The sequence below is a fragment of the Mesorhizobium maamorense genome (assembly GCF_044998965.1).
GTDB lineage: Bacteria > Pseudomonadota > Alphaproteobacteria > Rhizobiales > Rhizobiaceae > Mesorhizobium.
Genome location: NZ_CP173356.1, coordinates 5110753 through 5137237 on the forward strand (window position 1 = coordinate 5110753; position 26485 = coordinate 5137237).

The window sequence follows — 26485 nt, forward strand, 5'->3', positions numbered from 1 at the left end:
CAGAGCGGCATGTACGTCCTGAAACACGGCATAAAGAAAAATCCCGAAAAATTCTGGGCGCTGCCGGATCGCATCTTCTTCGGTTACGGCGCCTGCCCCATCCTTGCGGGCGTCTTTCTTAGTTATCCTCCCCTGGACGGATTTTACGGCGAGCGGATCATTCCAAGCGGGAACCATTACGGAAACCATATCTATGTGACCAACGGCGTGATCGCCTTCGACTACCATGGCTATTCCAGCCGCGAACGGCTTCTGGAACACCACAAACGAGGATGGGCTTCGCACAGCGCCGACTGGCACTGCACGCTGGAAAAGGTCGATTTCGATCTGCTCGACACTGCCGAACTTAATCGGCGAAAGATGCGGGGACCGGATCAATATCTGCAAGATCCCATACCCGCGCGCGTCGCTTCCTTCAGCGCATTGACCACGCCGCAGCGGCAACAAGAGCTCTCAAGATCGCAACGCGGTGAAGCCCTGGGGCGGGCTTATCGGGTGCCTAAGTCCGAACCGACATAGGCGATGCGCAGCATATTGGTCGAACCGGGCGTCCTTAGCGGCACGCCGGCGGTGATGATGACGCGGTCGCCGGGCTTGCCGAATTCCTCTTCAAGCGCGATGCGGCAGGCGCGATCGACCATGTCGTCGAGATCGGTGGCATCGGGGGAGACGACGCAGTGCGTGCCCCACAGCAGCGACAGCCGCCGCGCCGTGTTGACGATCGGCGACAGGGCCACGATCGGCACCTGCGGGCGCTCGCGCGCGGCGCGCAGGCCCGTGGTGCCGGAAGCCGTGTAGGTGATGATCGCCGACAGTTTCAGCGTCTCGGCGATTTCGCGGGCCGCCAGCGAGATCGCATCGGCGCCGGTTGCTTCAGGCTCGGAACGCTGGGCGTTGATGATGCCTGCATAGGTCGGATCGGTTTCCACCTTGGTGGCGATGCGGTTCATCATCGCCACCGCTTCCACCGGATAGGCGCCCGCGGCCGATTCGGCCGAAAGCATGATGGCGTCGGCGCCTTCGAAGACGGCGATCGAAACGTCGGAGACTTCCGCGCGGGTCGGCACGGGCGCGGTGATCATCGATTCCAGCATCTGCGTGGCGACCACCACCGGCTTGCCGGCGCGGCGCGCTGCGCGCGTGATCTGCTTCTGGATCCCGGGCACGGCTTCCAGCGGCATCTCGACGCCGAGATCGCCGCGCGCGACCATCAGCGCGTCTGAGAGTTCAATGATTTCGGCCAGACGGGCAACCGCCTGCGGCTTCTCGATCTTGGCCATGATCAGCGCCCGGCCGCGTGCGATCTTGCGCGCTTCGGCCAGGTCCTCCGGCCGCTGCACGAAGGACAGCGCTATCCAGTCGACGCCGGTGGCGAGCACCGCGTCGAGATCCCTGCGGTCCTTCTCGGTCAGCGCGCCGACCGGCAGGTCGGTATCGGGCAGGCTGACGCCCTTTCTGTCGGAAATCGTGGTGCCGGCAACGACGGTGCAGACGATCGCCTTGCCATTGGCCTTCACCGCTTTCAGCTCCAGCTTTCCGTCGTCGATCAGCAGCCGGTGGCCGGCCTCGACCGAACTCAGGATTTCGGGATGCGGCAGATAGACCCTGGCCGCGGTGCCGGGCTCGGGATTGTCGTCGAGCGTGAAGGTCTGGCCGACGGTCAGCACCTCCTTGCCGTTGGCGAACTTGCCGACGCGCAGCTTGGGTCCTTGCAGGTCGGCAAGGATGCCGATCGGCCTTCCGACCGTCTCCTCGACGGCGCGGATGCGTCCGACCAGCGTGCGCATCAACTCGTGATCGGTATGGCTCATGTTGATGCGGAACACATCGGCGCCCGCTTCGAACAGCTTCTTCAGCATTTCCTCGGAAGAGGAGGCCGGACCGATGGTGGCTAGGATCTTAACCTTGCGGCTGCGTCTCATTGACTGTTTGTTCCCGGGGCGGCTGGTGCGCCTCCCGTTGCGGGGTCGTCGGTTAGCTGGACCATCCAGCTTGCCTGCTCGCCCGTGTCGTATTCCTGGAATCCGGCGCGCTGGAAGCCCCGGGCGACGCAATCGGTGACGCCGGCGATCTTGAACTCTTTTTCAGCCACGCACATGTTGATCGGGCCGTCCCAGCGTCCGCCGCGCTCGGCGTCTTCTGCATAAAGATAGTAAAACCTTGATGACAGCGGCCCTTCGATCAGCGTCTTGCAGCTCGATCCTTCGATGTGCCACCAGCCCTCGGTGATCCAGCCGGCCTTGGCACGATAGCCGATGCCGACGCCGACTAGGTTTTGCGTCGCGTTGCAGACGCGGAAATCAGCGCGTGCAGGCGAGGCCGCAACCATTGCGGATAAGCCCACGGCGAGCGTCAGGAGCGGCATGGCGAAGGCGAAGCGCACGCGCCGCCCGCCGGCGGAACTCATCCTGAAACCCCTCAAGAACCACATCAGCATCTCTCTGCGCCCCTTTTCGGAAAAGTCCGGGCGCATGTCAACGCGCCGTTTTGTCCAATTCCAATCGATTTAAGAAGGCTCCCGGCGCGCGATCCGTCGCCCCTTGCCAGATTTCAGCGGAAACCTTGGCCAAACAACGGCATTGCGCCCGCGTCGTCTTCGTGGAAAGACGATAGCATCCTCCCCGGAAGCCAGCGAACAGACCATTTCCCGCCAATGACCCGATCCACAGTTTTCGCGCCTTTCGATGTCGTCGAGGGCGACCGCAAGCGGGGCATGGTGCTGTTGGCCGACCATGCCCGCCGCGACCTGCCTGAAGACTATGGCAGCCTTGGCCTGCCGGCGGCGGCGTTCGACCGCCACATCGCCTATGACATCGGCGTCGAGGCGGTGACGCGCGAACTCGCTGCCTTGCTCGATGTGCCAGCGGTGCTCGCCAATTTTTCGCGGCTGCTGATCGATCCCAATCGTGGTGAGGATGATCCAACGCTGATCCGTCAGCTCTATGACGGCACCGTCGTGACAGGAAACTATCCACTCGCCCCAGAGGAGCGCGAAAGGCGGCTTGACCGCTTCTACCGGCCCTATCACGACGCCGTCGGCGCCACGATCGCCTCGGTCGCGCAGGCTTCCGGCAAGGCACCCTTCATCTTCTCCGTGCATTCCTTCACGCCGGTCATGCAGGGCAGGCAGCGGCCGTGGCATGTCGGCGTGCTGTGGGACCGCGACGACCGCGTGGCGCGGCCGCTGATCGACATGTTGGCCGCTGACAAAAACCTCGTTGTCGGCGACAACGAGCCCTATGACGGCGCGCTGCGGGGCGACACCATGTTCAGGCACGCCATCGTCAACGGCTATGCCCACGCGCTGATCGAAATCCGCCAGGACCTGATCGCGACCGGCGGGGATGCGCTTTCGTGGGCTGAGCGTCTGGCGCCGATCGTTGACGCGATCGATCGCCGTCCCGATATACACCAAGTGAAGATGTTCGGCTCGCGCACCGGGCCGTTATGAGGAGGTTTCGATGACCGAACTCAGCGACGAACAGAAACGCGACTTCGAGGCCGCCGCCTTTCGCCGGCTGGTGGCGCATCTGCGTGAGCGTGGCGACGTGCAGAACATCGATTTGATGAACCTCGCCGGCTTCTGCCGCAACTGCCTGTCGAACTGGTATCGCGAGGCCGCGGAAGCCGAAGGCGTCGATCTCAGCAAGGACCAGTCGCGCGAGATCGTCTACGGCATGCCTTACGCGCAATGGCAGGCGCTGCACCAGACTGAAGCCTCCGACGCCAAGAAGGCCGAATTCGAGGCCAGGCGACCCAGAGACCACTAGGTGGTCTCTCACGTCCTCGATTACCCTAGGCGTTCGTTTGGCCCAAATGCTTCCCGAGCGCAGCGCTTGACTGAAAATTGAATCGATCTAATTTGCCGCGCAAAGCCACTTTCTGACCGGATTCGCCTATGAACGCGTCGAATGCAATGCAGACCGCCATTCGCGGCCGCTGGGCCGTGGCGGCCATCTTCCTCGCCAACGGCTTCCTGACCGGCAGCTGGGCGCCGCAGATCCCGGTGTTCCTGACCCGCCTGGACATTTCCAAGTTCACTCTGGGGCTTTTGATCCTGCTGTTCGGCGCCGGCGCCGTCACCGCCATGACCTGGTGCGGTCACCTGATTTCGAAACACGGCTCGCGCACCGTGCTGCGCTGGTTTGGCCTCTGCGGCAGCCTCGGTCTGCTGGTCGTGGCGCTGGCGCCCAACGTGCCGCTGGCTGCCGTCGCCATGTTCATCTTTGGCGGCTCCATCGGCGGCATGGATGTCGCCATGAACGCCAATGCGGTGGTGGTCGAGCGGCGGCTGTCGCGCGCGATCATGTCCTCCTCGCATGGCTTCTGGAGCCTCGGCGGTTTCGCCGGCGGTGCCCTTGGCGGCTTTGCCATCCAGAATTACGGCCACCTCGCCCACGCCGCGGTGGTGACGGCGCTTGCCTTAGCGGCGATCGCGGCGGCGGTGCCCTATATCGTCGCCGAGGGCAGGCCGCAGGCTGCGGAGCATCATAAATTCACCTTGCCGGGAAACCCGCTGGTCTACCTCGTGGGCCTGATGGCGCTGCTGACGATGGTCTCCGAAGGCGCCGTACTCGACTGGGCAGCACTTTATCTCAGGCAGGAACTCGGCGCCGATCTCGCCATTGCCGGTCTCGCCTACGCCGCCTTTTCCGGTGTCATGGCGATCATGCGTTTCTTCGGCGATGGCGTGCGCAATCGTTTCGGGGCCGTGACGACGTTGCGCGGTTCGGCGATCATCGCTGCCGCCGGCATGCTGATCGCAGGCCTGTCGCCCTCGCCCTGGCTTGCCATCTCGGCCTTCGCTTTGTGCGGCTTCGGCATCGCCAATATGGTGCCGATCATCTTTTCGGCCGGCGGCAACCAGGAAGGCATGTCGTCGGGCACCGGCATGAGCGTGGTCACCACTATGGGCTATTCCGGCATCCTCGTGGCGCCCTCCGCGATCGGCTTTGTCGCCGAGCATTCCAGCTTCGGCCCGATCTTCATCGCCATGTCGGGCCTGCTGATCGTCGTATTGCTGATGGCCGGATTGGCTCACCGCGCCGAATTCGCTCCCGAAGCGGCGCCCGCCGAATAGCGTTTCAGTTCCTCGTGAAGGAAATCCGCCACGCGTCGGATGCGCACGCTGGTGCGCACGTCGCGATGCATGGCCAGCCACACCGGCAGCTTGGGCAGCGGCAGGCCCGGCAGCACCTTCTCCACCAGGGGTCCCGCTCGGCCAGCGGCTCCTGGCCGAGGCCGATGCCGTTTCCCGCCCGCACCGCCTCCCAAAGCACGATCTGGTTGTCGGCCCGGAAACGAAAACTGTTCCGGGTGACCGGTATGCCGAATTGCGTAAAGCCTCGGACCATCTCGTCGCTCCGGTCGAAGCCGATCAGCGCGTGGTCGAGCAGGTCGGCCGGCTCGCGCGGGCGGCCGCACCGGTCGAGATAGGCTAGGGAAGCACAGGCGCAGAGCGCGATATCGCAGACCTTGCGCGCCACCAGCTCGTTCTGCTCCGGCTTGACCATGCGGATGGCGATGTCGGCATCCCGGCGCAGCAGGTTCTCGACCTGGTTTGAAGCGACGATCTCGACCTCGATGCCGGGCTCCTCGATGCCGAGCCGCGCCGTCATGTCCGGCAGCACATAGGCCGCCACCACCTCGCTGGCGGCGATGCGTACAGTGCCTTCGATAGCCTCGACCGAACCCAGCGCCAGCCGTGAAAAAGCGCTCGCCTGCTCGCTCACCGCCTTGCCGCGCTCGAACAGAGTGGCCCCGGCTTCGGTCAGCGCGTAGCCGCTTCGCCCGCGCCGGAACAGGATGACGCCGAGCGCCTGTTCCAGTTCCGAAATGTGGCGGCCAAGCGTCGGCTGGCTTGCCGACAGCTTTCTCGCCGCGGCCGACAGGCTGCCGGTCTCAGCGACCGTGACGAAGCTCTTGATAAGGTTCCAGTCGATATCAGCCATTCAAAAATGAATATCAGAACTGCACACATGGTCAATTTCAATTCATTGATGAGGAAATCATATTCGGCCTGCAAACATCGATACGCACTGCAACAAACCAATCAGGACTAACTCAAATGACCAGGATCGCACTCACCACCGCTGCCCTCCTCATCGCCGCCGGCGCCGCTTTCGCAAGCAGCGACAAGTTCGGCTCGAACAATGCCAGCCAGACGCCTGTCACCAGCACCGACAAGACGATCACCACATCGATCGAGAAGTCGGATGCGATCATCCGGAAGCCGGTCGTCCAGGGCAGCAACCGCGACCTCTTCGGCAAGCGCTGAACAGACGTCGAGATATCCCCAAGGCGGCGGGCTTGTCCCGTCGCTTCAAAGCAGACAGGAGACGAAGAATGACCAAGATTGCAATCCTCGGCGCCAACGGCCGGCTCGGCCGCGTGGTCGCCAAGGCCTTCATCGATGCGGGCTATGATGTCCGCGCCATCACCCGCACCGGCAAGGTGCCGGCTGAGCTTGCAGGCGCGACGGCCGTCGCCGGCGATGCGCTGGACGGCGAGTCTCTGATCCGCGCCACGCAGGGCGTCGACATCATTTTCAACGGTCTGAACCCGATCTACACCGACTGGGGCAAGTGCCTGCCGATGGCCGAGAATGTCATGGCCGCCTGCCGCGCCAACGGCACGCTGCATCTCTTCCCCGGCACCATCTACAATTATGGCTCGCCGATGCCGGCGGTGATCACGGAAGACACGCCGTTCCACCCGACAACCGAGAAAGGGCGGATCCGCTGCGCCATGGAGGCGCTGTTCCGCCGTGAAGCTGAGGCGGGTCGGGTGCGCACGATCATTCTGCGCGCCGGCGATTTCTTCGGCGGCACCGGCAACGGCTCCTGGTTCGACCTCGTCGTGGCCGCCAAGATGAGCAAGGGCATCTACACTGCGCCCGGCCCGGCCGATCTGGTGCATGAATGGGCCTATCTGCCGGATTTCGCTGTCGGTTTCGTCGCACTGGCGCGCAATCTCGACAAGCTCGGCTCTTACGAGGCGCTGAATTTTCCGGGCCATGCCGTCACCGACATCGAGATCAAGACGGCCGCCGAAAAGGCACTCGGACGCAAGCTTAAACTAAGCTTCATGCCGTGGTGGGTGCTGCGCGCCGGAAGCCCGTTCGTGGCGATGTGGCGCGAGATCGTCTCGATGTCCTATCTGCGTTTCGAGGCGCACCGGCTGGCCTCGACGCGACTGAACGAGATCATTGGTGAAATCCCGCACACCCCTCTCGACCAGGCGGTGCACGAAGCCTTGCAGGATATCGGTATCGCCGTCGCGCCGGCCTGGCAAAAAGCAGCGTGATTGCCGAGCGTACCGAAAAGATGAGAACGGCGGGCCCGGCCGCAAATCGTTGCCGGTCAGATCCGGCCCATCAGAAGCAGGATAAGCACCACGACGAGGACGACGCCGACGATGCCCGACGGCCCGTAGCCCCAGGAGCGCGAATGCGGCCATGCCGGCACTGCGCCGATCAGGATCAGGATCAGGATGATGATGAGAATCGTGCTGATCGTCATTTTAGAGCCCTCGCCGTCTGGTTGAATCCGAGGGAACAATGCAAAAGGCCGCCCGGTAGTTCCCGGGCGGCCTTTTGACCTGCCTTGCGAAACCGCTCTATTCGGCGGCCTTCGGGAAGGCGACTGCCGGCTCGGCGTCGCCATCGGCCGCTGGCTCCTGCGGCGAGATCTCTCCCTTGCCGCGTCGCAACAGCCGGCTGAACCACCCTCGCCGCGAGCCGGGCTTGACCTTGGCGCGGGTGAACACCATCAGCATCGACGGCGTCACCACCAGCGTCAGCACGGTGGCGAAGGACAGGCCGAACACGATCGCCGAGGACAGCGAAATCCACCATTGCGTCGAAGGCGCGTTGATCGTCGTCTCATGATGGAAGATTTCGAGGCCGAGGCCGAAGGCGATCGGCAGCACGCCGAGGATAGCCGAAACCGCCGTCAGCACCACGGGGCGAGCACGCTCGCGGCAGGTCTGCAGCACCGCTTCCATCTTGTCCCAGCCCTCCTCGCGCAGCCGGTCATAGGTGTCGATCAGCACGATGTTGTTGTTGACCACCACGCCGGCCAGCGCGATGACGCCGATGCCCGACATGACGATGCCGAACGCCTCGCCTGTCAGAAGCAGGCCCAGGAACACGCCGATCGTCGCCATGACCACGCAGGACAGCACCAGCCAGACGCTGGTGAACTTGTTGAACTGCGCCAGCAGCACCAGGAAGATCAGGAAGATCGCCGCGCCGAAGGCCTTGCTGAGGAAGGCGCTCGCTTCCGCGCTGTCCTCGTTGGAGCCGGCGAGCTTCCAGCGTATCCCGCTGCCGAGATCCATGTCCGAGACCGCCTTGGTCACCTGCTCCTGTACAGCGGCGACCTGCGCGCCGGCGGCGACGTTGGCCTGCACCACCACGGTGCGCGCGCCGTCGATGCGGTTGAGGATGCCGACCGTCGGCTCGGGCTTGCGCACGACGAAGTTCGAGATCGGCACCGACCCTTGCGACGTCTGCACCCTGAGTTCGTCGAGCGTCGACAGCGTGCGCCGGTCTTCCGGCAGGCGCAGGCGGATGTCGACGGCATCGTCGGCGCCCGCCGGCCGGTATTCCGAGAGCTTCAGGCCGTTGGTCACCAGTTGCACCACGGTGCCGACCGAGGTCGGGCTGATGCCGTATTGAGCGGCCTTGGCGCGGTCGACCTCGAGCGCCCAGTCGACGCCGGGCGGCGGCAGGCCGTCCGAAATGTCGATGACGTTGGGCACCTTGGCGATCCGCGCCGCCACCGCGCGCGCCTTGTCGTCGAGCCCCTTGGGATCGGCGGCCGAAAGCCTGATCTGGATCGGCTTGCCGGTCGGCGGGCCGGCCTCCGGCACGCGCACCTCGACATCGACGCCGGGAATGCCGGCCATGACGCCGCGCAGGTCGCTGAGGATCTGGTTGGCGGACTTGCGCTCGCGCCAGTCGACGAATTCGTACTGGATCACGCCGACGACGTCCTCGGGAATGTCCTGGCCGCCGCCTTGAGTCTTGCCGACGCGTGTATAGACCGATTTCACGCCCGGCCAGCCGAGCAGCCTGTTCTCCGCCGTCCTGGTGGCGGCATCCATCTCGGCCAGCGAAAGATTGCCGCGCGCATGCACGTAGAGCAGGCCGTAGTCCGGCTCGACGCTGGGGAAGAACTCGACGCCGGCGCCGTATTTCGAATAGGCGTATCCGACGCCGAACAGCAGCGCCACGGTGAGCACCAGGACGGTGATCGGGAAGCGCACCGCCTGCTTGACGATGGCCATGTACCAGCCGTCGCGGTTGTCGTCCTCGTGATGCTTCGGGGCCTTGGCGAAGATCGCGCCCAGCGTCGGCGCGAACACCAGCGCATAGAGCATCGAGGCCGACAGCGTGACGATCAGCGTGATCGGCATGTATTTCATGAAGTCGCCGATGATGCCGGGCCAGAACAGCAGCGGCGAGAACGCGGCGATGCGCGTCATCGTCGCCGCGATGACCGGGCCGGCCATGCGCTTGGCGGCGAGCGCGAAGGCATCCGCCTTCGGCATGCCTTCGCTCATGCGCCGCTCGGCGAACTCGGTGACGATGATGGCGTCGTCGACCAGCATGCCGACAGCCAGGATGAGGCTGAACAGCACGATCATGTTGATCGTGTAGCCCATCATGGCAAGCAGCAATATGCCGATCAGGAAGGACGATGGTATGGCCAGCCCGATGAGCAGCGAGGCGCGGCCCGACAGCGCGTAGAGAATGACGATGAACACCAGGATCACGGCGATCATGACGTGGTTCTGGAGGTCACCCAAGAGCTGGTTGACGAAGACCGACTTGTCCTGCGTGTAGGTGACATGCATGCCTTCGGGCATCGTCTTGATGAAGGTGTCGGACACCTCCCTGACATGGTTCAGCGTGTCGATCAGGTTGGCGCCGATGCGCTTCTTCACCTCGATGGCGATGGCCGGCTTACCGTCGAGGCGAGTGACCGTCTCGGCGTCCTTGAAGGTCGAGCGTATGGTGGCGATGTCCTTGGCCTGCACCACGGCGTTGGGTGTGGCGACGACCGGCAGGTTGGCCACGTCCTCGGGCGTCTCGATCAGCGACGGCACCTTGACCGCGTATTTGCCTTCCGAGCCTTCGAGATTGCCGGCGGCGACCAGGCTGTTGGAGGCGCCGACGCCTTGCATCAGCTGGTCGAGCTGCAGCCCGTAGGAGGACAGCTTCACCGGATCGATGACCACTTCGACCAGATCGTCGCGCGCGCCCTGCAGCGAGCCTTCCAGCACGCCCGGTACCTCTTCGATACGGTCGCGCAGTTCGCGCGCAGCCGCCGTCAGCACGCGCTCCGGCACGTCGCCCGACAGAGTGACGACGAGGACCGGAAACTCGGAAACGTTGACCTCGTTGACCGTCGGCTCCTCGGCCGCCTGCGGCAGGTCGGCCTTGGCGTCCTGCACCTTGCTGCGCGTGTCCTGGAGCGCCGTGGCCAGATTGGTTTGCGGCTGGAACTCGACAAGCACGTAGCCGCCGCCCTGGAAGGCGGCCGAGCGCATCTCCTTGAGGCCCTTCAGGCTCTTCAGCTTGCTTTCCATCGGCCGCAGGAGAAGGCGTTCCGAATCCTCCGGCGAAATGCCCTGGTAGATCAGGCTGATATACATCATCGGGATCGGAACGTCGGGTTCCGCTTCCTTGGGCGTCGACTGATAGGCGACCCAGCCCGCCGCCAGCAGGAACAGCAGGGCGGATATTGTGAGGCGGGCGTTGTGGATTGCGAGTCTGACGATATCCATGACTTGATGCCTGCTGTTTCTTCGGAAGCGGCGAACTGGCGGGAGGCGCCGGAGATCCCGACGCCGGGCTTTGCGCTACTGCGTACCGGCGGTGGCTTCGCCGATCAGCTTGTTGATGGTCGCCTGGTCGGCCTCGACGGGCTTGACGATATCGCCTTCCTTCACCAGTTCCTGGCCGGCGACAATGATGCGCGCATCTTTCGGAATTCCGCCGAGCACGAGACCGTTCGGCGTGTCGTCCACCAGGTCGATCGGGTAGAAGGCCACCTTGTCGTCGCTGCCGACGGCGCGGATGCCGAGATCACCCTTGTCACCCAGCGTCACCACCGAACGCGGCAGCAGAACCGCGTCGGTCGGCTCGGCGCTGAGCGTGATCTCGGCCGTCATGCCGGCGGGGATGCTGCCATCCGCATTTGGGATCGCCACTTCGACACGGAAGGTGCGGGTCTGGGAGGAGGCGTCGCGGCTGATATACCGCACGGTGCCGGTGACCTTCTGGTCGTTGACCAGGCGCACATTGGCCTCTTCGCCGATCTTGATATAGCGCAGGTCGCGTTCGCTGATTTCGCCGCGGGCGATCACCGGATCGAGCTTGAGGATGGTCGCCACCTCGCCGCCTTGCATGACCGAGCTGCCGAGTTCCACCGGCACCCTGTCGATGACGCCGTCGAACGGCGCCTTGACCTCGTTGCGGTCGAGCTCAGCCTGCGCGGTCTCCAGCATCGATTGCGCCGAGGTCAAATTCGAGCGCGCCGTGTCGAGCTGCAGCTTCGGCAGATTGCCGGTCTTGGCCAGCCGTTCGGCGGCGTCGAGCTCGGCCTTGCGTTGCGCCAGCAACTGCTTGGCGTTGTCGACATTCGAGATTTTCTCTTCGGCCGCCAGCATCAGAACCAGATCGCCCGTCTTGACGTGCTGGCCTTGGCTGACCGGCAGTTTGTCGATGACACCGGCGACGCGCGTTGCTAGCACCGCCCGCTTGTCGGCCTCGGTCAACCCCGAAATGCGGATAGCGCGCGCATAGGTCTTGCGCGGCGGCGTCACCACCGCGACGGTGCGCGGCGCGGCTTTCGGCTCGGCTTGCGCCGTGTTCGGCTTGCCGGCCTCCGGCGTCTTGGCCTTTTTCGGCCTCTGCCGCCCTCTGGGCGTCGGCGGCGGCACTGCCAACGGATGAAAACTCGCCCGTCGCCATCCAGGCGGCGAAACCGATGAGCACAACAATGGCAGCAAGCTTGTGAAACCTGATTTTCGGCATCGTCGTTTTTTCCACTGCGGGGTTTGGCCGGGACTGCGTCCTCCTCGAGGAGCGCGTCGCCGATATGGGTGCGCGCCAGGCCGTGTTCAAATTGCCGTGATCGGCGAAGCGCGCTTCTACATCAAGTTTGCAACGCAATATAGTCGGAAAGTTGCAGCAGCATTGCGAAGCTGGACAGAGTATAGCCGTCGCGAAGCATTTTTTTGCCCAACTAGGGTGCGGCTTTAGCGGGGCTCGTTGGCGACCGATGATCGGCCGTTGAAGGCCCGGTGCCGCCGGGCCTGCGTCTGCTCTCGGAGGCACGACGCCGGCGCGAGGCGATTTTCAACCCCACGCGGGTTTCGAGCACGATGATAACCTCGGCCTGACGGACCATCCCGGCGTGCGACATTTCACGCAACACACTGGAATTGCTTGAAGAACGGACCGTTCAACTCTGATCCAGATCGTCGTTCCCTGGTCAAGCCGGATGCTCCAGGAGCGAGGACGGGTCGCCTCGATGCGTCTGCTCCATCGCGTTCCGCCGTCTAGGCTTGAGACATGATATAGCCTCGAACAAAACGCCTGCTGGTGCTGTTCGTGGCAGTATTCCTCGCCCGCCAGTCACCGTTCCGGATACGGTCGAGGGATGGCGCCCAACAGCGGCGCCCGCACGACACTGGCAGCAGGCGTCAGCATGATGATGCGCGCCTCACACGCGATGGTTGTTGCTGGCGCCGGAAGGAACTTGCTGGCACCGCGCGGCAGATCACGCCCGTGTGACGGATGCGGGTTCAGGCCCGGCGACGCTCCGCTTCGGGGTTCTTGCGCGCGGCCAGGAATTCCTTCACCCGTCGGCCAGGTGCCGGACCCCGCACCGGCTTGAAGCCGTCGTCGAGCTCGCCGGAGAGGTCGAGCGTCGGCCGCTTGCCGACGGCATCGTAGTTCTCCTCCAGCCAGTCGCTGGCGGCGGTGCGGCCAAGATCGCGCAGATAGGCCAGGAATGCCCATTCGGCATTGACCTTCGATGATGCCGACAGGTCCTTGAAGGCCTCATCGGCGTCGATGCGGTGCATGCGGATGTCCCGGTACTCGCCCCGCGGCAGGCGGCCGGCGGCGATCAGTTCCTTGACGAAGGCGATCGAACGGAATTCGCGCAGCAGCCCGGCGTTGAAGGTGATCTCGTCGATGCGGTTCTGGATCTCATTGGCGCTTTTGGGCGTTCCCTCGCGCACGACCGGATTGATCTGCACCAAAAGCACGTCCTCGGTGGCAGCCGTCTTGAAGAACGGATAGAGCGCCGGATTGCCGCCATAACCGCCATCCCAATAGGGCACGCCCTTGATCTCGACGGCGCGGAACAGTTGCGGCAGGCAGGCCGAGGCCATCACTGTGTCGAGGTCGATCTCGCCATCGGAAAACACCCGCAACTGCCCTGTCTCGACATTGGTGGCCGAGATGAACAGTTCCATCGACTTGCAGGCGCGTACATTGTCGAAATCGATCCCCTGCGCGACCACGTCGCGCAGCGGATTGAGGCCGAGCGGGTTGGCGACATAGGGCGAGAACACGCGCGACATGGTGTCGAAGAAGACATAACCCGGCGTGTTCTCGATCGACCAATTGCCCCAGGCGACGTCCCACGGCATGCGCTGCACCGGGCTGAACCGGCCCTTCGCCGCCACCGCATGCCAGAAGTCGTCGAGCTTCTTGCGCGCGCCTTCGACGCCGCCGCGAACGAAGCCGTCGGCCAGCGCCACCGCGTTCATCGCGCCCGCGCTTGTGCCGGACACCGCTGCGATCTCCAGCCGGCCATCCTCCAGAAGCCGGTCGAGCACGCCCCAGGAAAAAGCCCCGTGGGAACCGCCGCCCTGAAGCGCGATGTTGATCTTCTTCTTTTCCTCCGCCTCGCCGTTCTTCGTCATGGCGTTCCTGTCGATCCGGTGCCTGACTTATTGCGCGCGCCCGGGAATCGGGGCGTCACCGTCACGGCAGACCTATGTTGCAGTGCAGCATATAAGGACACACCAAGGCAAGAACACGAGCACGGTCGCGTGATCGCATGAAATTTCGATCATGCGGAAACACCCTCCGCCTTGTGGCGGAGGGCGCGGTGTATCTTCCAAACAGGTTTGATGCTCAGGCGACGAGGTCCGGCATCGGTCCGACATAGCGCGACAGCGGCCGGATCAGCCGTCCCGTCGTCTGCTGCTCGCGCGCATGCGCGACCCAACCGGCGACGCGCCCGGCCGCGAAGACATTGCTGAAGGCTTGGCTGGGAAAACCCGCCGCTTCCAACACCAGCGCGGTGTAGAACTCGACATTGGTCTGCAGCGAGCGCTGCGGCTTGGCAATCCGAAGCACATGGAGCGCCGTCTGTTCGACTGTCTCGGCGAAGGCCAGCCGGCGACCGGTCTCGCCCTCGCCGCCGAGCTGCCGCACCACCGCCTTCAGCACATCGGCGCGCGGATCGCGCACGCGGTAGATGCGGTGGCCGAAGCCCATGATGCGTTCACCACGCGCGATCTCGCCGCGCAGCCAGCCGGCGGCGTCGCCATGCGCCTGGATGGCGTCGAGCATCTCGATGACAGGGCCGGGCGCGCCGCCATGCAGCGGCCCCTTAAGCGCGCCGAGGCCAGCCAGCACCGACGATGTCAGCCCGGCCTGCGTCGAGGCGACGATGCGCGTGGCGAAGGTCGAGGCATTGAGGCCGTGGTCGCAGACGGTCACGAGGTAAGTGTCGAGTGCCCTTGCCAGAGCCGGCGTCGGCACGGAACCGTCGAGCATGCTCAGCATATCGGCGGCATGATCGGCCCTCCCATCCGGCGCGACCGGCTGCTCGCCGCGCCGCAGGCGCAACAGCGCCGGCGTCAGCACGGCGGGCGCCGCGATCAGCCCAAGCGCGTCCGTCAGCGTCTCGCCGTCAGGCAGCAACGCCATGCCGGCACGCATGGCGCTATAGACGTCGAGCGGCGCCAGCAGGGGCAGGCAAGACAAGAGCCGGTCGAACACCTCGACGCGCGCCTGGCCCAGTCTCGCGGCCAGTTCCGCGTCTCCGGGAAGGTCGTAGAAGAAGCCGTCGAGAAGCAGGCGAACGACCTGCGGATAGTTCCATCGCCCGGCCAGTTCCGGCAGGGAGTACCCCCGGATCGTCAAGCGGCCGCCCAGCCCATCCACGTCGGACAGCACCGTTTCCGCCGCCACCACATCATCGAGCCCGTTCGCCATGGCTTTGTCTCTTTGAGCTTTTCCGACACTAAGGATAAGGATGGGCAACACGCGCATCAATCTTGATCAACATAATCAATATGGGACCGACATGTCCGAATGGCTGTCGCGGGACGAGGCACTGGAACGGCTCAAGGTGCGGCCGCAGACGCTCTACGCCTATGTCAGTCGCGGGCGCATCGGCATGCGCCCGGACAGTGCCGATCCACGCCGCAGCCAATATCGCGTCGACGATATCGCGGCCCTGATGATGCGAAGAGAGCGCGGACGCAGCCCATCGGCCATCGCCGAAAGCGCCATCGCCTGGGGCGAACCCTCGCTCGTCACCTCGATCTCGACCGTTTCGCACGGCCACCTTGTCTATCGGGGCCGCGACGCCGTTGCGCTGTCCGAACATGCCACGCTCGAAGAGACCGCCGCCGTGCTGTGGGCCCTGCCTGAGCCGGTGGGTTTCGAGGCTCCGGCCTCGGATCAATCCCAACAACTCGGCCGAGCCCCGGCCTTCATGCAACTTGCCATGCTCGCCGGCCAGGCGCGGCCTTCACTAGGGCGCGGCGCCGCCTCGCTGTGCGCCGACGCCGCGCGCGCGATCGGCGTGCTGGCCGGCGCTCTTGGCGCCTCGGCGGGATCAGATCCGGTGCACATGCGGTTGGCGCGAGGCTGGTCGGTGGATGAAGGCGGGGCGCAGGCTATCCGGCGCGCCCTTGTGCTGCTTGCCGATCACGAACTCAACGCATCGACCTTCGCGGCGCGCGTCGCGGCCTCGACCGGAGCCTCGCCCGCCGCCTGCCTGCTCGCGGGTCTGGCGACACTTTCCGGTCCGCGGCACGGTGGCGCCGGCGAGGCGGTGATGCAACTCGCGGACGATGCGGCGCGGCACGGCGCCGATGCGGCGATCCGGCGCTGGCTCGGCCATGACAGGCCTTTGCCAGCGTTTGGCCATCCGCTCTATCCCGAAGGCGATCCCCGCGCCACGGCGCTTTTGGCGGCCATCGACAACACCGACAGAACATTGCGATCGCTGGAAATCGCCGCCATTGCCGCGACCGGCGCCCGCCCGAACGTCGACTTTGCCCTGGCCGTTCTGACGCGCAGCCTCGACCTGCCGCGCGATGCGCCGTTCCAGCTGTTCGCGCTTGGGCGCAGCGTTGGCTGGGCCGCCCACATGGTCGAACAGGCAATGAGCGGCGGCAGCATCAGGCCGCGCGGTCGCTATGAGGGATTATTGCCGTAGGATCGGAAGAAAAGCGCTGCGCGCTCACGACATGGTGTCGAGCTTGCGCTGCATGGCCGCGATCTGGTCCTTCAACTGCTGCAGATCGTCGGGTTTTTCCGGCGTTTCCTTCCTGGCCGGTTCGGCGGGGGCCGCCGCAGGTGCCGAGCCTGCCGGCGGGAAAGGCGTGAACAGCCGCATGGCATTCTGGAACATTTCCATGTTGCGGCGCGTCTGCTCCTCCAGCGCCTTGATCGGCGTGGCCATCTTCATCATGTCGAGTGGTGACTTGCCGATGGCGCCCTTCATCTGCTCGCGGAAGCGCTCCTGTTCCTTGGAGAAGGCGATCATCGACTGTTCGAGGAAGCTCGGCACGATCATCTGCATCTGGTCGCCGTAGAAGGCGATCAACTGGCGCAGGAACGGGATCGGCAGCATGTTCTGCCCGTCCTTGTTCTCCAATTCGAAGATGATCTGGGTCAGAACCGGATGCGTGATGTCGTCGCCGGTCTTGGCGTCCTGCACCGTGAACTCTTCGCCCTTCTTGACCATTTCGGCCAGGTCCTCGAGCGTCACATAGGTGCTGGTGCCGGTGTTGTAGAGCCGGCGATTGGCATATTTCTTGATGACGATCGGATCGTCTTTCGCAGCCATCTGCATCCTCCCCGGACACCGGCGCGCCTGAGTAAGCCGCCGGTAACGATTGCGCCCGTTCAAAGGATATGCGCAAAAGCGTCACAATTCCAAGCAGTTTGTGCAGTGCGGGATTAATTATCGCTGCATGGCCGGTGAAATATGCTGCGCAGCAGCGGACAGCTTGATGTCGCGGCCATGCGCAGCTTGCTTGCGACGCATGGGTGCCCTGCCGATTTCCGGTTTGACTCGGGGTTGGGAAAGGGCAAGAAAAGTCTTCAATGACAGAACATCAGCTTGAAGTTTGGAGAACAGAATGCCCGCTTCCAATGCCATCGTCGTCGCCAGCGCGGCACGCACACCGGTCGGTTCCTTCAACGGCGCTTTCGCCGCCACCCCGGCTCACGAGCTTGGCGCCGTCGTCGTAAGGGAATTGTTGTCGCGCGCCGCCGTCGAGGCGGCCGAGGTCGACGAGGTCATTCTTGGCCAGGTGCTGACCGCGGCCCAAGGGCAGAACCCTGCCCGCCAGGCTTCGATCCTCGCCGGGCTGCCCAGGGAGACCACCGCCTGGGGCCTCAACCAGGTGTGCGGCTCGGGCCTGCGCGCCATCGCGCTCGGCATGCAGCAGATCGCCACCGGCGATGCCAAGGTGGTTGTCGCCGGCGGCCAGGAATCGATGTCGATGTCGCCGCACGCCCAGCATCTGCGCGCTGGCGTCAAGATGGGCGACTACAAGATGATCGACACCATGATCAAGGATGGACTGTGGGATGCCTTTAATGGTTATCACATGGGCAACACGGCCGAGAACGTCGCCCGCCAGTTCCAGATCACCCGCGAGGACCAGGACCAGTTCGCGCTGGCCTCGCAGAACAAGGCCGAGGCCGCGCAGAAGGCCGGCCGGTTCAAGAACGAGATCGTCGCCTTCACCATCAAGGGCAAGAAGGGCGATACAATTGTCGACCAGGACGAATACATCCGCCATGGCGCGACGCTGGATGCCATGACCAAACTGAAGCCGGCCTTCGACAAGGACGGCACTGTGACCGCCGCCAATGCCTCCGGCATCAACGACGGCGCCGCCGGCGCGCTTTTGATGAGCGAAGCGGAAGCTGCCAGGCGGGGCATCACCCCGCTGGCGCGCATCGTCTCCTGGGCGACCGCGGGCGTTGACCCGGCGATCATGGGCACCGGTCCGATTCCCGCCTCGCGAAAAGCGCTGGAAAAGGCCGGCTGGTCGGTCGGCGATCTCGACCTGATCGAGGCCAACGAGGCTTTCGCCGCGCAGGCCTGCGCGGTCAACAAGGACATGGGCTGGGATCCCTCGATCGTCAACGTCAATGGTGGCGCCATCGCCATCGGTCATCCGATCGGCGCCTCTGGCGCGCGCATTTTCAACACGCTGGTCCACGAGATGCGCCGAAGAGGTGCCAAGAAGGGTCTCTCCACCCTGTGCATCGGCGGCGGCATGGGCGTCGCCATGTGCGTCGAAGCGCTCTAAAAGAGAAGTGAATGGGGAGTAGCGAATAGGGAAGAACGGCGTCGGCGCAATGGGATATCTGATCCCTACTCGTCATTCGCTACTCCCTGTTCACTCTCCCAACCAAAGGGAGGGAGCGCATGACCAAGGTTGCAATCGTCACGGGCGGATCGCGCGGCATCGGCGCGGCAATATCGATGGCGCTGAAGGAAGCCGGCTATTCGGTTGCCGCCAACTACGCCGGCAATGATGAGGCGGCGAGCAAGTTCACGGCCACAACCGGCATCAAGACCTACAAATGGTCGGTCGCCGACTACGACGCCTGCGCCGCCGGCATCAAGCAGGTCGAGGCCGATCTGGGCCCGGTCGCGGTGCTGGTCAACAATGCCGGCATCACGCGCGACGCCATGTTCCACAAGCTGACGCGTGAGCAGTGGAAGGAGGTCATCGACACCAATCTCTCCGGCGTTTTCAACATGACGCATCCGCTGTGGAGCGGCATGCGCGACCGCAAGTTCGGCCGCGTCATCACCATCTCCTCCATCAATGGCCAGAAGGGCCAGGCCGGCCAGGTCAACTACTCCGCGGCCAAGGCCGGCGACATCGGTTTCTCGAAGGCTCTGGCCCAGGAAGGAGCCCGCGCGGGCATCACCGTCAACATCATCTGCCCAGGCTATATCGCCACCGAAATGGTCCGGGCGATCGATGAGAAGGTGCTCAACGAACGCATCATCCCGCTAATCCCGGTCGGGCGCCTCGGCCAGCCGGAGGAGATCGCGCGCTGCGTCGTCTTCCTCGCCTCCGAGGACGCCGGCTTCATCACGGGATCGACCATCACCGCCAATGGCGGCCAGTACTTCGCCTGAGGTCTCGCCGGGCTGCCGGCTTCCCGGTGCCGATTGAAGGAGGGCTCGTTCGCCATCCGCTTCGGATGTCCGTGACGCCGTCCGATGACGGCTGTCGGCCTGCTGTTCCAATCCGGCACGCAAAGGTTAATGGCGGCAGCGGGTATTGTGCAAAAGTGCCTGGATAAGCTGTGCATTGTCGGTGGAAAACCTGTGCGCAACACTATATCTTGTCGTGAACAAACAGGGAAAATCCCGACATCGCCGATTCGTCGCCCTTTCGTTCCATGTTTGGCCGCAATGTTAACGAGAGCAGTTGCAATCGCCTATCAAACTGTTAATTTCTATTAAGAAAGTTCAACAATTTCATAAGCTTGGATGAAGCAAGGCGGGCTGCCACACGGCTTTGCCAGCGAAAGTTAACGGCGGCTCTCGCCTAGCATGAAACGGGCCAATTCCGTGATTCAGCATGTGGTAAGGATCATCAGCCAAAACTCCACATCTAGCCGTGAACAAAACCTGAATCCGGGCGAGTCAGCGATTCGTCGCCGATTCGTTCCAGACTCGTTCCAACCCTTAATCAGCAGCCGAACCGAAGCTCGACGGAGGTGACTTCGAACCGCCAGCGGAACATTCCGCTTTCGCTTCGCGCCTGAAATCCCTATGTGTCGCCTGTCATACGCGCCACCCGAGGCGTGCTCCCGACAATGAGAGGCCAGAAAGCCTTATTTCCGAGCGATGAACATCCATCCGAAACCCACCGAGCCGCTGATCCTATCGGGTCGCGACGTGACTGCCGTGCTTGGGCCGACCAACACAGGCAAGACCCATCTCGCCATCGAGCGCATGGTGGCGCATGAAAGCGGCATCATCGGCCTGCCGCTCAGGCTCTTGGCGCGAGAGGTCTACACCCGCGTCTGCGAAAAGGTCGGTGCTCACAAGGTGGCGCTCATCACCGGCGAGGAGAAGATTCAGCCGCCAGGCGCGAGATATTCGGTCTGTACCGTCGAAGCCATGCCGCGCGAGACCGATGCCGCCTTCGTCGCTATCGACGAGGTGCAGCTTGCCGGTGATCTCGAGCGCGGCCATATCTTCACCGACCGCATCCTGCATCTGCGCGGCCGCCAGGAGACGCTGCTGCTCGGCGCCGCCACCATGCACGGCATCTTGCAGCGCCTGTTGAAAGGCGTCTCGGTGGTGACGCGGCCGCGGCTGTCACATCTGGCCTATGCCGGTTCGAAGAAGCTGACCCGCTTGCCCCGGCGCACAGCGATCGTCGCCTTCTCCGCCGACGAGGTTTATGCCATCGCCGAACTGATCCGCCGCCAGCAGGGCGGTGCGGCCGTCGTGCTTGGCGCGCTCTCGCCCCGCACCCGCAACGCCCAGGTGGCGCTGTTTCAGTCGGGCGACGTCGACTATCTCGTCGCCACCGATGCCATCGGCATGGGCCTTAACCTCGATCTCGACCATGTCGCCTTCGCCCAGAACCGCAAGTTCGACGGCTACCAGTATCGCAACCTGACGGCGGCCGAACTTGGCCAGATCGCCGGGCGCGCCGGCCGGCACCTGCGCGACGGCACCTTTGGCGTCACCGGCCAGGTCGACCCACTGGACGAGGAATTGGTCAAGAAGATCGAAAGCCACGACTTCGACCCGGTGAAAGTTCTGCAATGGCGCACAGCGCGTTTCAATTTCGCCAGCCTCGACGCGCTGAAGCGCTCGATTGAGACCAATGCCCCGGTGGAGGGCCTGACCCGTGCGCTGCCGGCAGTCGATGCGCAGGCGCTCGAGCACCTGTCGCGTGACGAGGATATAAGGGCGCTCGCCACCGACGCAAGGCGCGTCGCGCTGCTGTGGGAGGCCTGCGCGCTCCCCGACTACCGCAAGATAGCGCCGGCCCAGCACGCCGACCTCATTGCGTCGATCTACATGGACCTCGCCAGGCATGGCCATGTCGACGAGAATTACATGGCCGAGCAGGTGCGCCGCGCCGACACCACCGAGGGCGACATCGATACGCTGTCGCATCGCATCGCCCAGATCCGCACCTGGACATTCGTGTCGAACCGGCCCGGCTGGCTGGCCGATCAGGCACACTGGCAGGAAAAGACGCGCGAAATCGAAGACAGATTGTCGGATGCGCTGCATGAGCGGTTGACGAAACGCTTCGTAGACCGCAGGACTTCCGTCCTCATGCGGCGCCTTAGAGAAAATACCATGCCTGAAGCCGAAATAAGCCCAACCGGAACCGTCCTCGTCGAAGGCCACCATGTCGGCGAGTTGCAGGGGTTCCGTTTCACCGCCGATCAGAGCGCTGGCGGCGAAGACGCCAAGGCCGTGCGCGCGGCCGCCCAGAAGGCGCTGGCGGCGGAGTTCGAGGCACGCGCCGAACGCTTCGGCGCATGCGCCAATGGCGACATCGCGCTCGGTTCCGACGGCACGCTGCGCTGGATCGGCGCGCCGATCGGCACTCTGGTTGCCGGTGAAGACGCGCTGAAGCCGCGCCTGGTGCTTTTGGCCGACGAACAGCTGACCGGCCCGGCGCGTGACAAGGTCGCCGCGCGCGCCGAGCGCTTCGTCAATTTCCAGATCGAATCCCTGCTGAAGCCGCTGGTCGATTTAAAGAATGCCGAGCAGATATCGGGTATCGGCCGCGGCATTGCCTTCCAGCTGGTCGAGAATTTCGGCCTTATCAATCGTCGCGACATCGCCGAGGAGATGAAGTCGCTCGACCAGGAAGGCCGCGCGGCATTGCGCCGGCTGGGCGTGCGCTTCGGCGCCTATCATGTCTTCGTGCCGGCGCTGATCAAGCCGGCGCCCGCGGGATTGGTGACGTTGCTGTGGGCGCTGAAAAACGATGGCAAGGACAAGCTCGGCTTCGGCGACGTCGTCCATGCGCTGGCATCGGGCCGCACCTCGGTGGTCATCGATCCGGCTTTCGACAAGGCCTTCTACAAGCTTGCCGGCTACCGAAATCTCGGCCGCCGCGCCGTGCGCATCGACATTCTGGAACGGCTGGCCGACCTGATCCGCCCGGCGACCAACTGGAAGCCCGGCCTCGGCCAGCGTCCGGATGGCGCCTATGATGGCCAGTCTTTCATGGTGACGCCGCCGATGATGTCGATTCTCGGCGCCACGGCCGATGACATGGAAGAAATCCTGAAAGGTCTTGGCTATCGTGCCGAGCCGAAGCCGGCGGCCGAGATCAAGGCACGGCTGGAAGCGCAGGACAATGCCGCCCGGGAAGCCGTGGCGGCCAAGCTGGCAGCGGAAGAGGCCACGCGCGCCGAGCAGGCCAAGGCGGCGGAGGCGGCTGCGACGGACACGCCTGAGGAGACATCAGCGGAAGATCCGGAAACTGCGACTGCCCAGACCGCCGTCGAAATTCCTGCTGAACCCATTGCGGAAGCGGCCGAAACTGTTGCGGAAGAACAACCCGAAGCTCCAGCCGAAGCTACGGAAGAGGTTGCGCCTGTAGCAGAAGCCGTGCCTGAGACTCCTGCCGCCGAAAGCGCCGACGCTCTCACTTCCCCCTCGACGGGGGAGATCGCGGAGCGAGGCGAGGAGGGGGACAGCGCCGACGCTCCCCAACAGGGACCCGCTGCGGAAGCCGAAGAGCCTAAGCCGATCCTGTTGTGGCGGCAGGGCCGCTTCGACCAGCGGCCTCGTCACCGTCACCACGAGAACCGCGCCCGGCCGCGCAACGGCCAGGCGGCGCGCTCCGATGCCCCGGCGGATGCCGCTGTCGGCCAGCCCGGCACCCGGCCCGCCCATGAAGGGCGCCGCGATGGCGCCGGCAAGCCGCGTTTCGATCGCTCGAAGTTCAAGCCCAGGCCGCAAGGCGAAGGCGGGGAACGGCGGGAGGGAAAGCCGCAGGGCGAGCGTTCTGACCGCCGTGAGGGCCGGCCGGGCGGCAGGCCGGAAGGCAAGGGCGGCCCGCAAGGCGGCAAACCCTCGTTTCAGGCAAAACCGCGCGAGGAGCGCCCGGTGCGCTTCGATCCCGACTCTCCCTTCGCCAAGCTCGCCGCTTTGCGCGACCAGCTGAAGAAATAGCCGCACAGGATCCGATGGTCGCCCCGATGGCCACCGACCGCCAGCGTATCGACAAATGGCTGTTCTTCTCGCGCGCGGTGAAATCGCGCTCGCTGGCCGCCAAACTGGTCGTGGCCGGCCGGGTGCGCATCAATCGCGACAAAGCAGCGCAGGCCTCCGACCTGGTCAAGCCTGGCGACGTCCTGACCATCACGCTGGAGCGGCGCATCTTCATCTGGAAGGTGCTCGATGCGGGAAGCCGGCGCGGCCCCGCCGTGGAGGCACGCACGCTCTACGAAGACATGTCGCCGCCTGCCGCACCGACGGGCGAGGCGCTTCCCGACGCGATCCCAGGGCTGCGCGAGGCCGGAAGCGGCCGCCCGACGAAGAAGGAGCGCCGCGAGACCGACCGCTTGCTTGGCGACGACTGACCGCCGGTGCACGGAGGCATGTATGTTCTTCCACACCGCCGACACAACGGTCCGAGCACATGACCGATGCCCGCCATTGCCGACCCGTTGGAATTCCATTCCGGCAATGCGGACATGGCCGGAATGGCCGCCCTTGCAAGCGAGCGCCAAAGGCGTTACCTCACGGAAAAAGCCAACAAAAACGGGACGTCCCGGAGCAGATCGATGACCTATGTCGTGACCGACAATTGCATCAAATGCAAATATATGGACTGCATCGAGGTCTGTCCGGTCGACTGTTTCTACGAGGGCGAGAACATGCTCGTCATCCATCCCGACGAGTGCATTGACTGCGGTGTCTGCGAACCGGAATGCCCCGCCGACGCGATCAAGCCCGATACTGAGTCGGGCCTCGACAAATGGCTGCAGATAAACACCGAATACGCTGAGAAATGGCCTAATATCACCGCCAAGAAGGAGCCGCCGGCCGACGCCAAGGCCTTCGATGGCGAGGCCGGCAAGTTCGAGAAATATTTCTCGGCTGAACCCGGAGAAGGCGACTGACAGCGCTGCCGTTTCAACCGGCATGACGCGGCGTAAGAGGTACGGCCTATTAACCGCCTTGACAGGCGGCGTGAACCTGTGGCCTTCGCTTATGCAGCAAAACCTTGATTCTTCCGACTTTTTGTGTTACATGAGCGAAACATGCCGGTGACACAACGTCGATTTATGGCGCTAACGCCCCAAATCACTGAAAGGTGAAAATCCCATATCGGACCAGAGCGATCTGGGCCAGGCGATCGCAATCGTGCGGTTTGCCGGTCCCGGCTTTTCCGGTGGGTTCATCTGTTGTGCGGCTAATGATCGGTAACCCGATCGCGCGAGTTCAGCCGGCACCGCCGCCGGCCCACAACAAGGAGTTCAGGGCGTAATGGCAACGATCACCCCGCAGAAGAAGTCCACCGCTGCACGTCACGGTTTCAAGACCGGCGAGTACATCGTCTATCCGGCGCATGGTGTCGGCCAGATCGTCTCGATCGACGAGCAGGAAGTGGCCGGGCACAAGCTGGAACTGTTCGTCATCGATTTCCAGAAGGACAAGATGCGCCTCAAGGTGCCGGTCGCCAAGGCAACCTCGATCGGCATGCGCAAGCTGTCGGAAGAGGATTATGTCGAACGCGCACTGAAGGTCGTGCAAGGCCGCGCCCGCGTCAAGCGCACCATGTGGTCGCGTCGCGCGCAGGAATATGATGCCAAGATCAATTCCGGCGACCTGATCTCGATCTCGGAAGTTGTTCGCGACCTCTACCGCGCCGACAACCAGCCGGAGCAGTCCTATTCCGAACGCCAGCTCTACGAAGCCGCGCTCGACCGCATGGCCCGCGAGATCGCCGCTGTCAACCGCATGTCGGAAACCGAAGCCGTGCGTTTGATCGAGGTCAATCTCAACAAGGGCCCTAAGCGCGGCGCCAAGGCCGACAATGAGGAAGCCGAGCAGGAAGAAGCTGCCTGAGGCCTTGCGCCTTTTGAGTTTTTGAAAAACCCGGTCTTGCGCCGGGTTTTTTGTTGCAGGCAATATTTGGAAAGTTGGTGCACGCCCTCGGCGTGCAATCGTCACAGGAACGTTAGGCGGGTCGCTTCCTTCTTGCCTTGGGCGAAACCGGCACGGGCCGCGGGGATGCGGGTCGCCAGATCCATCTGGTTGGTGCCCATTGCGGCGCGGGAATCGACGTCAGGCGTGATCACCACCACCTCGCTGCCCTGCTGGCGCAGGGCTTCGACCTCGCTTGCAAGGTCCGCGCCCGGCGGTCTGCGCAGGCCTCGAACTGGCCTTCCGGTAGCGGCCCGCTCCGTCCGCTGAACGGCGAGAGCACGATCACGTTCGCATAGCCCGAGGCAAGGTCGGCATTGTCGGCGGAGCGCACGCCACCGGAGATGTAGCGGACGCCATTGATGCTGTGCGTTGGCCCCGCACCGGGCAGCGCGGTGCTCGCGGTGGCCGCGTCAACCAGATCGACGCCGGAATCGCGGTCGAACGCAGCCAGTTCACCGGTAAGCGCGTCGACGGCCACCAAGATCATCGGCCTTTCCGGCCATTCATGGCGAGGCAATCTGGCGGCGACCAGCGCGCGCCGCTGTTTGGCCACTTCAGGTCCGAATTTGGCATCGCTCTCCAATCCGAATGCGCCCATCGCCCGTTGCAGATCGGCTGCCGAGGTAGCGGCGGCGGAAATGGAACGCATCCGCTCGAATACACCATCCATCGGCGGCAACGGCGGTTGACGGCTCGGTCCGGCCGGTTGAACCGGCAGCGGGGACAGCACCGCGGCCAGCAGCTTGCCCGGCGATATGCCGCTGCGCACCTGCACTGCCGCATTGGCGCCTGCCGAGGTTCCGATCACCAGATCGGCGGCCTCGGTCAGATCGACACCAGTGTCGGCGAGGCCCGCGATGATGCCGATCAGCCAGGCATTTCCGGCGGCCCCGCCACCACCGAGAACAAGAGCAACGTTGCGAACCATCGGCCCCACTATTGCAGCGCATGGACACGCCCGTCCATCGAAATAGAAACACCGTGCCTGACGGCGGCTCACGAGGATAAATGCCCGGCAGGGAGCA

The 26485-nt window shown here is 64.2% G+C and carries 22 protein-coding genes and 3 pseudogenes; 13 read left to right on the top strand and 12 right to left on the bottom strand.

What is annotated here, in order from left to right; translation table 11 throughout:
* Positions 1–9 precede the first annotated feature (9 nt).
* Positions 10–473 (top strand): annotated as a pseudogene (locus ACIU1A_RS25560) (hypothetical protein).
* A gap of 15 nt (positions 474–488) precedes the next feature.
* Here the strand turns inward: ACIU1A_RS25560 and pyk are convergent.
* Together pyk and ACIU1A_RS25570 are read right to left on the bottom strand one after the other, a co-directional pair.
* Positions 489–1922, bottom strand: a complete 1434-nt coding sequence (gene pyk, locus ACIU1A_RS25565; RefSeq protein ID WP_140493391.1) for a pyruvate kinase — start codon at positions 1920–1922, stop codon at positions 489–491.
* Complete coding sequence (locus tag ACIU1A_RS25570) at positions 1919–2383, bottom strand: DUF1036 domain-containing protein (RefSeq protein ID WP_404928014.1); 465 nt, start codon at positions 2381–2383, stop codon at positions 1919–1921. Before ACIU1A_RS25570 ends, pyk begins: the two co-directional genes overlap by 4 nt.
* 270 nt (positions 2384–2653) lie before the next feature.
* On the opposite strand from ACIU1A_RS25570, the gene ACIU1A_RS25575 reads away from it, so the two are divergent.
* The 3 genes from ACIU1A_RS25575 to ACIU1A_RS25585 all read left to right on the top strand — a co-directional run bounded on the left by ACIU1A_RS25575 (position 2654) and on the right by ACIU1A_RS25585 (position 5080).
* Positions 2654–3451, top strand: a complete 798-nt coding sequence (locus ACIU1A_RS25575; protein ID WP_140654745.1) for an N-formylglutamate amidohydrolase — start codon at positions 2654–2656, stop codon at positions 3449–3451.
* A 10-nt stretch (positions 3452–3461) separates the two neighbouring features.
* Positions 3462–3770, top strand: coding sequence for a DUF1244 domain-containing protein (locus ACIU1A_RS25580; protein ID WP_140517585.1), 309 nt, complete (start codon positions 3462–3464; stop codon positions 3768–3770).
* 128 nt (positions 3771–3898) lie between these two features.
* Positions 3899–5080, top strand: coding sequence for an MFS transporter (locus ACIU1A_RS25585; RefSeq protein WP_404925560.1), 1182 nt, complete (start codon positions 3899–3901; stop codon positions 5078–5080).
* Here ACIU1A_RS25585 and ACIU1A_RS25590 read toward each other — a convergent pair.
* A pseudogene (locus tag ACIU1A_RS25590) lies at positions 5038–5951 on the bottom strand (LysR family transcriptional regulator). The gene ACIU1A_RS25585 and the pseudogene ACIU1A_RS25590 sit on opposite strands and share 43 nt — an antisense overlap.
* 116 nt (positions 5952–6067) lie before the next feature.
* Between ACIU1A_RS25590 and ACIU1A_RS25595 the strand changes: the two are divergent.
* Positions 6068–6277, top strand: a complete 210-nt coding sequence (locus ACIU1A_RS25595; protein WP_404925561.1) for a DUF680 domain-containing protein — start codon at positions 6068–6070, stop codon at positions 6275–6277.
* A gap of 68 nt (positions 6278–6345) precedes the next feature.
* Complete coding sequence (locus tag ACIU1A_RS25600) at positions 6346–7305, top strand: SDR family oxidoreductase (RefSeq protein ID WP_404925562.1); 960 nt, start codon at positions 6346–6348, stop codon at positions 7303–7305.
* Between the two features lie 56 nt (positions 7306–7361).
* Here the strand turns inward: ACIU1A_RS25600 and ACIU1A_RS25605 are convergent, their stop codons facing one another.
* From ACIU1A_RS25605 to ACIU1A_RS25625, 5 genes and pseudogenes are all read right to left on the bottom strand, one after another.
* Positions 7362–7520 (bottom strand): DUF3309 family protein, encoded by a 159-nt coding sequence (locus ACIU1A_RS25605; protein WP_140493366.1) that lies wholly within the window; start codon positions 7518–7520, stop codon positions 7362–7364.
* Between the two features lie 97 nt (positions 7521–7617).
* Positions 7618–10794, bottom strand: a complete 3177-nt coding sequence (locus ACIU1A_RS25610; RefSeq protein ID WP_404925563.1) for an efflux RND transporter permease subunit — start codon at positions 10792–10794, stop codon at positions 7618–7620.
* 75 nt (positions 10795–10869) lie between these two features.
* A pseudogene (locus ACIU1A_RS25615) lies at positions 10870–12046 on the bottom strand (efflux RND transporter periplasmic adaptor subunit).
* 773 nt (positions 12047–12819) lie between these two features.
* Positions 12820–13950 (bottom strand): patatin-like phospholipase family protein, encoded by a 1131-nt coding sequence (locus tag ACIU1A_RS25620; RefSeq protein WP_140676708.1) that lies wholly within the window; start codon positions 13948–13950, stop codon positions 12820–12822.
* Between the two features lie 214 nt (positions 13951–14164).
* Complete coding sequence (locus tag ACIU1A_RS25625; protein WP_404925564.1) at positions 14165–15253, bottom strand: citrate synthase/methylcitrate synthase; 1089 nt, start codon at positions 15251–15253, stop codon at positions 14165–14167.
* A gap of 91 nt (positions 15254–15344) precedes the next feature.
* Here ACIU1A_RS25625 and ACIU1A_RS25630 point away from each other — a divergent pair, with 91 nt between their 5' ends.
* Positions 15345–16487: a citrate/2-methylcitrate synthase gene (locus ACIU1A_RS25630; protein WP_404925565.1), complete on the top strand. Its 1143-nt coding sequence runs from the start codon at positions 15345–15347 to the stop codon at positions 16485–16487.
* Positions 16488–16511: 24 nt separating this feature from the next.
* Here ACIU1A_RS25630 and phaR read toward each other — a convergent pair whose 3' ends face one another.
* Together phaR and ACIU1A_RS25640 are read right to left on the bottom strand one after the other, a co-directional pair.
* Positions 16512–17120: a polyhydroxyalkanoate synthesis repressor PhaR gene (phaR, locus tag ACIU1A_RS25635; RefSeq protein WP_140493348.1), complete on the bottom strand. Its 609-nt coding sequence runs from the start codon at positions 17118–17120 to the stop codon at positions 16512–16514.
* Positions 17121–17237: 117 nt separating this feature from the next.
* Positions 17238–17435: a hypothetical protein gene (locus tag ACIU1A_RS25640; RefSeq protein WP_140493345.1), complete on the bottom strand. Its 198-nt coding sequence runs from the start codon at positions 17433–17435 to the stop codon at positions 17238–17240.
* Between ACIU1A_RS25640 and ACIU1A_RS25645 the strand changes: the two genes are divergently transcribed.
* The 6 genes from ACIU1A_RS25645 to ACIU1A_RS25670 all read left to right on the top strand — a co-directional run bounded on the left by ACIU1A_RS25645 (position 17416) and on the right by ACIU1A_RS25670 (position 25379).
* Complete coding sequence (locus ACIU1A_RS25645; protein ID WP_404925566.1) at positions 17416–18600, top strand: acetyl-CoA C-acetyltransferase; 1185 nt, start codon at positions 17416–17418, stop codon at positions 18598–18600. The genes ACIU1A_RS25640 and ACIU1A_RS25645 overlap by 20 nt on opposite strands.
* Positions 18601–18719: 119 nt before the next feature.
* Positions 18720–19445, top strand: coding sequence for an acetoacetyl-CoA reductase (gene phbB / locus ACIU1A_RS25650; protein WP_404925567.1), 726 nt, complete (start codon positions 18720–18722; stop codon positions 19443–19445).
* A gap of 717 nt (positions 19446–20162) precedes the next feature.
* Positions 20163–23477 carry a helicase-related protein gene (locus tag ACIU1A_RS25655; RefSeq protein ID WP_404925568.1) on the top strand — a complete coding sequence of 1105 codons (3315 nt, stop codon included), beginning with the start codon at positions 20163–20165 and terminating at the stop codon, positions 23475–23477.
* 14 nt (positions 23478–23491) lie between these two features.
* On the top strand, positions 23492–23887 hold the full coding sequence (locus tag ACIU1A_RS25660) for an RNA-binding S4 domain-containing protein (RefSeq protein ID WP_404925569.1): 396 nt from the start codon (positions 23492–23494) through the stop codon (positions 23885–23887).
* 204 nt (positions 23888–24091) lie between these two features.
* Positions 24092–24430: a ferredoxin FdxA gene (fdxA, locus tag ACIU1A_RS25665; protein WP_140493333.1), complete on the top strand. Its 339-nt coding sequence runs from the start codon at positions 24092–24094 to the stop codon at positions 24428–24430.
* 367 nt (positions 24431–24797) lie between these two features.
* Positions 24798–25379: a CarD family transcriptional regulator gene (locus ACIU1A_RS25670; RefSeq protein WP_006327799.1), complete on the top strand. Its 582-nt coding sequence runs from the start codon at positions 24798–24800 to the stop codon at positions 25377–25379.
* 101 nt (positions 25380–25480) lie between these two features.
* On the opposite strand, the gene ACIU1A_RS25675 is transcribed toward ACIU1A_RS25670, so the two are convergent.
* Both ACIU1A_RS25675 and ACIU1A_RS25680 read right to left on the bottom strand, forming a co-directional pair.
* Complete coding sequence (locus ACIU1A_RS25675; RefSeq protein WP_404925570.1) at positions 25481–25612, bottom strand: hypothetical protein; 132 nt, start codon at positions 25610–25612, stop codon at positions 25481–25483.
* Complete coding sequence (locus ACIU1A_RS25680) at positions 25609–26388, bottom strand: patatin-like phospholipase family protein (RefSeq protein WP_404925571.1); 780 nt, start codon at positions 26386–26388, stop codon at positions 25609–25611. The genes ACIU1A_RS25675 and ACIU1A_RS25680 overlap by 4 nt, the downstream gene beginning before the upstream one ends.
* Positions 26389–26485 lie beyond the last annotated feature (97 nt).